This window comes from Deltaproteobacteria bacterium (assembly GCA_022340465.1).
Lineage (GTDB): Bacteria > Desulfobacterota > Desulfobacteria > Desulfobacterales > B30-G6 > JAJDNW01.
Genome location: JAJDNW010000128.1, coordinates 21,558 through 28,375 on the forward strand (window position 1 = coordinate 21,558; position 6,818 = coordinate 28,375).

General features: G+C 56.9%; 6 protein-coding genes and 1 tRNA gene. 2 read left to right on the forward strand and 5 right to left on the reverse strand.

All coding sequences use genetic code 11. From position 1 onward, the window contains the following. Positions 1-36 precede the first annotated feature (36 nt). On the reverse strand, positions 37-1,488 hold the full coding sequence (locus LJE94_17175) for a trimethylamine methyltransferase family protein (protein ID MCG6911834.1): 1,452 nt from the start codon (positions 1,486-1,488) through the stop codon (positions 37-39). Further along, positions 1,469-2,974, reverse strand: a complete 1,506-nt coding sequence (locus tag LJE94_17180) for a CoA-binding protein (protein ID MCG6911835.1) — start codon at positions 2,972-2,974, stop codon at positions 1,469-1,471. Before LJE94_17180 ends, LJE94_17175 begins: the two co-directional genes overlap by 20 nt. A gap of 145 nt (positions 2,975-3,119) precedes the next feature. On the opposite strand from LJE94_17180, the gene LJE94_17185 reads away from it, so the two are divergent. Then, positions 3,120-3,260 (forward strand): hypothetical protein, encoded by a 141-nt coding sequence (locus tag LJE94_17185; protein MCG6911836.1) that lies wholly within the window; start codon positions 3,120-3,122, stop codon positions 3,258-3,260. A gap of 71 nt (positions 3,261-3,331) precedes the next feature. On the opposite strand, the gene LJE94_17190 is transcribed toward LJE94_17185, so the two are convergent. Both LJE94_17190 and LJE94_17195 read right to left on the reverse strand, forming a co-directional pair. Next, a complete protein-coding gene (locus LJE94_17190; GenBank protein MCG6911837.1) occupies positions 3,332-3,934 on the reverse strand; it encodes a 4Fe-4S dicluster domain-containing protein in 603 nt (200 codons plus the stop codon). A gap of 2 nt (positions 3,935-3,936) precedes the next feature. Continuing rightward, on the reverse strand, positions 3,937-6,099 hold the full coding sequence (locus tag LJE94_17195) for a molybdopterin-dependent oxidoreductase (protein ID MCG6911838.1): 2,163 nt from the start codon (positions 6,097-6,099) through the stop codon (positions 3,937-3,939). A gap of 449 nt (positions 6,100-6,548) precedes the next feature. Between LJE94_17195 and LJE94_17200 the strand changes: the two genes are divergently transcribed. Continuing rightward, positions 6,549-6,623: transfer RNA gene (locus LJE94_17200), tRNA-Cys, on the forward strand. On the opposite strand, the gene LJE94_17205 is transcribed toward LJE94_17200, so the two are convergent. Then, a complete protein-coding gene (locus LJE94_17205; GenBank protein ID MCG6911839.1) occupies positions 6,590-6,781 on the reverse strand; it encodes a hypothetical protein in 192 nt (63 codons plus the stop codon). The two genes, LJE94_17200 and LJE94_17205, sit on opposite strands and share 34 nt — an antisense overlap. Positions 6,782-6,818: the final 37 nt, after the last annotated feature.

Below are 6,818 nucleotides of genomic sequence, written 5' to 3' on the forward strand. Positions count from 1 at the left end.
CCTGCATTCAGCGCGCCGCGATCGTCTTCTGTCCGGTTAAAGCAGGATATTGTATTTTTCCCGCAATTTCCGGTCAATCGCTTCCGGTATGTGCGATGTTTCCGGAGCCTCCAGAATCTTGCGTGCGATCTCCCTGGCCCGCTCCCGGGCATCCAGGGCGCCGGCCTGCTCCCACTGGTGGCGGCCTCCGCTGTCGGTCACCCCATTGCCCAGGAAATACTCGCTGCGCATATATTCCATCGTATGGGGAGACATCATGAAGTTGCCGGCCGGCCCCACGCTGTCGATCACCTCCAGGGCCAGGTGTTCGGCATCCACGTCAATGCCCTTGAGCACCTTGCAGGCCATGCCGATGATTTCATCGTCCATCACAAACTGTTCGTGGGCCACCGTGAGCATGGATTCCAGCATGCCGGCGCTGTGGTGCATGTAGTTGGATCCTCCCATAGCACCGAGAAGCACGGTCATGGCCTTTTCCCAACCTGCCTGGGCATCGGGCAGCTTGGAATCGGACAGTCCGGCGCTGTTGTAGTTGGGCATTTGGATATGGGCGGCTAGTTGATGGATGGCGGCGTTCATCATGCCGCATTCCACACCGCCGCCCCGATACTCCATAGTGGCCATGTTGGCCATTCCGGGGATGCCGCCGTACAGGAGCGGGGCGCCTTCCCGGGTTAGCTGGCAGATGGCGATGCCGGCCAGCTGCTCGGCATGCAGTTGGGCCAGGGTGCCGGCCATGGTCATGGGGCTGGTGGAGCCGGACATGGGCGCCGCCGACAGGGCCACCGGTATGCCACGGCGGTTGCATGCCTGCATGATGCGCGTTGACTGGGTGCACAGCTTGAGCGGGGAAATGGAAAAGGACGTGATCACCGAGATGAACGGTTTTTCCCGCAGCCGGTCTTCGCTGCCGGCCAGCAGGGCGGCCATGTCGATAACGCGCTTCAGGCCTGCCTCGTCGTTGACCCCGCTCATGACGTGCTTGCCGGTGGCTTTGAGACAGGCGTAAAACATGTTGACATCGTATTCGGTTTCCGGGATGTCCGTGGGAATGCAGGGTCGCAAAAAGAAATGGATGTGGTCCAGGCGGTCCACCAGGCGCCCGATCTCATAGAGGTCCTTCAGTGTCGACGACCGCGGCCGGCCGGTTTCCAGATCCAGGATCTTGACAGCCGCGCCGCCGGTCCCCAGATGCACGTTGTCCCCGGTGAGGTCCAGGTCGTTATTGCCGTCGCGGGCGTAAAGAATCACCCGGGAAGGTGCCTTGGCCACTTGTTCCTCAATCAGTTGTCGGGGAAAACGGATGCGGTAATTTTCACGGTCCACGCCGGCGCCGGCCTTGGCAAGCATTTTCACGGTTTCCTCCAGGCCGGTTTCGAACGTGACGCCGGTCTTTTCGAGGATGGTTAGTGATGCGTCGTGAATGGTGTCGATGCCTTCGGGTGACAGCGGCTTGTAAATGCCGCCTCTAAGCCCCTTGGATTCCATTTTTTCCTCCTTCTGTCGGTTTCATTTTGGAATAATGACGGCGATATCTGCCGTAGGCGACAAGTCGCGACATCACCCTTGCCGCCATGTTGGGACTGTTGTAACAGGCTATTTGCTTTTGTCCCAGCATTTGAACCATTCTGTTCTCGAAGTCTCCCAGAGTAAAGGGGATTTCCGATGCAATGACAAGTGGTTTTTGATACTGATGGGAAAGGGATTTCAGCCAATCAAACGCATCCGAGAGATCTTGCAGGGCTTCACGGATCTGTTTTTCGACAAGGTCCGGCTTACCGTCCGACGGCCCGGGCCGTTTCTTCATCAGGCCGAGAACGCCCAGCAGTATGACGCAATCCGTTTCAGGCGCCTCCATCAGAATACGAACCGATTCGGGAACGACACCGCCAACAGTGCCGGCTACCATGTCCACGGGATTTCCGCGATTCCACCAGGATGGAAGGATTTCGTCCAGCCTGGCGATGGTTCTCGAGGACAACGTGACCACATCCAGTCCGAAATTGGCGGATGTGTCCGCCGCCAGGACCCCCCAACCACCCCCCATGGTAACGATTCCCACCTTGTTGCCTTTGGGGAGCGGCTGATTCAGAAATCCCGTCCCGATGCCGAACATGTCGTCGATACTGTCGGTGCGGATAATTCCCGACTGCTTGCATAAACCGTCGAAGGTGGCATCCTCACCGCTCAGGGATGCCGTGTGAGACATGGCCGCCTTGGCCCCGGCGCCGGTGGAGCCTGCCTTGACCATGACAATGGGCTTTTTCACGGTGACTTCCCTGGCAACATTAAAAAAACGTCGCCCGTCTTTAAAGCCTTCCATATAACCGACGATCACCTTGGTCTCGGGGTCGTCCCCCAGAAATTTCAAGAAGTCCTCACAGTGAAGATCGGCTTCATTTCCAATGCTGAATACGGCACTGAATCCGAAACCCTTTTTAATCCCCCTGCGAATGAGGGAAGCGGCGACATTTCCACTCTGCGCCACCGCCGCAAGGGGGCCGCTGCCTGGAAATATCGAGGGCATCTGGGGAAAAAAATTGGCGGATGGGCGGGAAATACCATTGCAGTTGGGGCCTATCAGGATCATGCCTCCTTTTTTGGCGTTCGCCACCATTGCGGTTTGCAGTTTTTTACCCTCCGGCCCCACCTCGGCAAAGCCGGCGGTGATGACCAGGCCGGCCCTGACGCCTTTTTTTACGCAGTCTTCAACGGCGGCGGGAACGGCAGGCGGCGGGATGACGATGACCGCCATTTCGGGTGTTTCGGGCAACGCCGCTACCGAAGCATATGCTTTGAGACCCAATACCTCCTTTTCCTTTGGATTGACGGGGTAAATGGGGCCTGCATATCCTCCGTGGAGCATGTTTTTAAGGATGATGCACCCCCATTTTGTGGGGTCGTTCGATGCCCCGATGAACGCGACGGATTCGGGGGCGAGCAGGCTATTGATGCTGATCTGAGATTCGGTCATTTTTCACCATGAGATAGAAGTGGTCCTAAATTGAACTTAGGAGATCATTTTACGGGAAAAAAATGCTTATTTTTTTCGTGTTTGGGTACGCATTCGGTTTACCCTATTGAATCTTCCGTAAAGAATCAACAACGTGTCGCTTAAAATGACGGGCTGCACCGCCGTCAACTGCCGAAGATTTCTGGAAGCCTGCGGCGTGACGATTCCCCTATGCGGCACAATGGGCGCTGGAGAGGCGACACGAGTCGTCCAGTTTTTAGAGGAAAAAGGGCTTTTGGAGGGGTGAGAGTCTGTTTGCACTTCAGTGTTGCAAAAGCCTGGGGGCTTCAGAGTCAAGGCGCCTGAATGTGATGCACCTCATCCCGATCTGGGGAAAACGTCGATTCTTCGGAGATCGAGGCTTGCGGCGTTCTCCTTCGGCTTGAACCTGACGGAAGGGGCGAGGGGTGCCAGGCAGGTGAAGCCTTCCGCCTCCCTTACATCTCCGTATTTGGCCCGGAGCTCGTCCATGGGGCCCGCGTCCAAAGCCTGAACGGGGCAGCTGCTTACGCATACCGGTTTTTTCGCCTGGGCCCAGCGGTCGACGCACAGGTCGCACTTCTGCATTTTGGCATTCTCCTCAGCCCCGAACTGTGGTGCGTCATAAGGGCAGGCCTCGAGACAGGCCCCGCAGTCGTCCCTGCCCAGGCAGACATCCCTGTCGACGGTCACGATGCCATCTTCGTCCCGTTTGGCGATGGCCTCCGCCGGGCACACGGAAACACACTCGGGACTCTCACAGTGCCAGCATGCGGTGGGCAGGAAAGCGACCAGCAGGTCGGGGTACGCCCCCTTTTCCATGATTTTCAGCCGTATCCAACTCGCCGGCCCGGCCGGAACGTCGTGCCAGTCCTTGCAGGCCACGATGCAGGCAAAGCAGCCCATGCACCGATTCTGATCTATATATAGTCCCAGTTGCATATTCACACCCTTTCCACCTGCACCAGGGCGGTATGGGAAGGAAGGGCCCCACCCGGCGAGGTTATGCTTCTTGTCAGTACGTTGGCGCTGCCGCCATGGTCGATGCCGTTTTCGTCCGGCGTGTACCAGGCACCCTGCGGCAGGGCGACGACCCCGGGCATGATCCTTTCTGTCACCCTGGCCGGGATGCGGACCTCCCCCCGATCGTTGAAAACCCTGACCATATCTTCCTCCGTGATGCCCCTGGCCTCGGCATCGCGGGAATTGATGCTGACCGCCTGGGGCTGCAGTTCGCGGAGCCACGGCAGGTTGTCGAACTGGCTGTGGGCGCGCCGCTTGAAATGAGGGCTGATCAATTGCAACGGATAGGCAGCGGCCAGGGGGTCATTCAGGCTTTCCCATGTTTCGATGTATTTGGGAACCGCCGGTATGTCGGGGTGGTTCATTTTTTCCGCGATCCCCGATGACAGCTCGATCTTCCCCGAAGGCGTGCGCAGTTGCGGCTTGGTCGAAGCGGCAGGTTCTTTTTTCGGGGTTCCCTCCGTTTTCAGTTTTTCGTTTGCGGAAACCATCGCCACCATTTGCCTGACCAGCTCCTCGTCCGATTGATCGGGGTAGCCGCTAATGCCCAGTTTCACCGCCAGGGCCTGGCAGATCGCCAGCTGGGATCTGGATTCGCCCAGCGGCTCGATGGCCTTGCTGAGAACGGTGAAATTACGGCGCTTCGAGCTGAAGACGTTCAGGGGCGGCATGAGGTCACAGCGCTCCAGGAAGGTGCACACGGGCAGGACAATATCCGCGAATTTGGCGGTGGCGGTCATGAACTGCTCGGTGACCAGGATAAATTCCAGCTTTTTGAATGCCTTTACGGCTTTGTTGATGTTGCCGAGCTGATTCAGGTAATTGGTGTTGGACAACCACAGGAATTTGTAGTCGGCCGGATAACCGCCGGCCTTTCCCTCGAGAATCGCATTGGCGAAGGAGCTTACATTCACGCGGGCACTGGAGTTTACGCTCGGGCCCCGGGAAGGGATCGCATTCCAGCGCAAAGGCGCCTCCTTCTCGACGGGATTCGGCTGGAACGGGAAGGGTGGCAAAAAGCGGAAGTCCTTGGGTTTCGGCGCATAGCGATCCAGTCTCAGGTTTCCTGTGATCGTTTCCAGCGCAGCCGCCATCCGGTGATACTGCTCACCGTAGGCGCTGCGTCCCGGTCCGAAGCTGCTACCGAGCAGGGCCGGCTTTTCGCGGGCATACTCTCGAGCCAGATCGGCGAGGGTCTCTGCCTGGACACCGGTGATCGGTTCGGCCCATCGAGGCGTTTTGGCCACGCCGTCTTCCCGTCCGAGCACATATTCCTTGAATTTGTCGAACCCATGGGTGTGTTCGTCGATGAAATGCCGGTCCTGCAGGTTTTCATCGATGATCACATAGGCCATGGCGAGCATGGCGGCGGCATCCGTGCCGGGTCTTATGGGAATCCACTGGCTGGCGAAAGCGGCGGCCGAATCGGTGTACCTGGGGTCGACGGCAACGATTCTGGCGCCTTTTTCCCTCGCCCGGGCCAGGGACAGCGACACGCCCGACCCCATTTCGGTCGTGGCCGGGTTCCACCCCCACATGACGATCAGTCGGGCCTCCTGATATTCATCCGGTTTGTGAGGGGTGTACCCGATGCGGCTCGATTTGCCGAAGGTCACCCCTTCGGCAAAGGCGTTCCCTTCGCATGAGATGTAGCCCCATGGGGCGGTGTAGCCCCCGAACCCGCAGAGCAGGCTGTGAAAAGCCAACACGTGGTGGAGAACGTGCGGGTCGCACATGGAACAGAAGTGCAGCATAGACGCGTTCCCGTAGGCTGCTTTTATTCTTTGCATTTCACCCGCAACGGTTTCCAGGGCTTCGTCCCAGGAAATTCTGGCGAATTCGCCGGAGCCCCTGGGCCCGGTCCTTTTCAGGGGGTGGAGCAGCCGGTCGGGAGAATAGACCCGTTGACGGTAGGCATGGCCGCGCAGGCACATGCCGGGCCGGCCGTCCTCTTCAGGAACAGCTTCGATGCGAATGATTTTCCCGTCCCTGACGTGGACTTTGAAATCGCAGATCCCTCCGCAATGGCTGTTGCACACGGTGGTAACAATTTTATCTTCGCTGGCGGTCTGCTCTGCGTTCATCGAGTTCTCCTGATGCACCTCACCGTTTTTGTCTTTTCCGGCAGAAAACATGAAACGCTCACTTTAGTCCCTGAGCTTTTTTCGTGTTTTCGTGATAAATGATTTTTATTTTTCCAGTTTATCCAAGCTATAATCGTAATGCATCGATACTGGGCCGGTCAACCCCATAATATCCTTTCATCCGTGTTTGCGCAGCGTTTCAGTGGCCCTGCGCGGTCGGAATTGTGCAGGCTTCAGCGCCCTAATTACACGGGTTCCCGAAATATCGATCGTCAACTATTTTCCATCAAAACATTGACGAAGCGGGGTTGACTTGCTATTTTCAGAGTGCTATAAGGCTCACGATTTCAGGAGCTTGCTGGACGGATGTCGTCAAGATGGTTCGCAAGCGATTGAAATTATTTAAGGAAAATGGGACACAACGTTAGTTTCCGGCTCCATTTTTTTCAGGCGGCATAGCCAAGTGGTAAGGCAGCGGTCTGCAAAACCGCTATTCACCAGTTCGAATCTGGTTGCCGCCTCCACGTAAATTCAAGGGGGCAAGTGTCACGCGCTTGCCCCCTTTTTTGCTTTCTGCCGCCATGTTGCTACCATCACCTGAAAAAATAGCCTCTACAGCAACATTCCATGCAACCGATTGTCCCGAATAAAAATATGTATTTTCAATACATATTTTATACATCTAATTTCAGTATTGCTATAATTACTCTTTTGTCATA

Excerpts from the sequence above, each read along its gene's own strand:
- LJE94_17190 (MCG6911837.1), bottom strand. The coding sequence starts at position 3,934 with ATGCAACTGGGACTATATATAGATCAGAATCGGTGCATGGGCTGCTTT.
- LJE94_17180 (MCG6911835.1), bottom strand. The coding sequence starts at position 2,974 with ATGACCGAATCTCAGATCAGCATCAATAGCCTGCTCGCCCCCGAATCC.
- LJE94_17195 (MCG6911838.1), bottom strand. The coding sequence starts at position 6,099 with ATGAACGCAGAGCAGACCGCCAGCGAAGATAAAATTGTTACCACCGTG.
- LJE94_17185 (MCG6911836.1), top strand. The coding sequence starts at position 3,120 with ATGACGGGCTGCACCGCCGTCAACTGCCGAAGATTTCTGGAAGCCTGC.
- LJE94_17175 (MCG6911834.1), bottom strand. The coding sequence starts at position 1,488 with ATGGAATCCAAGGGGCTTAGAGGCGGCATTTACAAGCCGCTGTCACCC.
- LJE94_17205 (MCG6911839.1), bottom strand. The coding sequence starts at position 6,781 with ATGTATAAAATATGTATTGAAAATACATATTTTTATTCGGGACAATCG.